This is a genomic window from Neisseria sp. P0021.S007, assembly GCF_051956855.1.
Genome location: NZ_JBQCXA010000746.1, coordinates 1 through 613, shown reverse-complemented (window position 1 = coordinate 613; position 613 = coordinate 1). Strand labels below are relative to the sequence as shown.

Sequence of the window (613 nt, the reverse complement as noted above, 5' to 3'; positions counted from 1 at the left end):
AATAAAGGCCGTCTGAAAACAAAGTTTCAATATCATGAAACCCGTTTTCAGACGGCCTTCTTCAATCATCAAACAATTTAGCGGCCTAACTGTAAATCAGGACAAAGCAACCAAGCTCCAGCCAGCCCGATTCATGCAGCAACACAATGCCGCCCAAGTTAAAACCAACCCACTCAGAGCAAGAAACATGAAACACATCCTCCTCATCCTCGCCCTTGCCGCACTCACCGCCTGCGCCTCCAGTCATACCGGTGGCTACGGCTATGCCGGCAACAACGGCGCTTCCGCAGGCGTGACCCAAACGTTCCGTTGGTAAGGCCGTCTGAAAAAACAACACAGTTTTCTACAATAGAGCACAAACAAATCCCAAACGTAAAGGCAAGTTTTACACTTGCCTTTTTAATGTTATCTATCGGCTTAATAGCGCATAAATTCGTGTCATTTGCGCACTATTTATATGTTAGGAAAGGTCAAGGCCGTCTAAAAACAGGCTATGCAAAGCCATTACACGTTTCAAACCAATTTTCAATACAAATTTCATTAATTACCTAAATAAATCCAATATTCAAATCTATTACAATAGAAACTATCTAAATCATATATTATTTAATAA

At 41.4% G+C, this 613-nt stretch carries 1 protein-coding gene; it reads left to right on the top strand.

Translation table 11 applies throughout. The features are described 5' to 3' along the window. The first annotated feature begins 34 nt into the window (after positions 1–34). Positions 35–316, top strand: coding sequence for a hypothetical protein (locus ACTHUR_RS15730; protein WP_083315937.1), 282 nt, complete (start codon positions 35–37; stop codon positions 314–316). The last annotated feature ends 297 nt before the right edge of the window (positions 317–613 follow it).

Coding starts and splice junctions, on each gene's coding strand:
- ACTHUR_RS15730 (WP_083315937.1), top strand. CDS start 35: ATGAAACCCGTTTTCAGACGGCCTTCTTCAATCATCAAACAATTTAGC.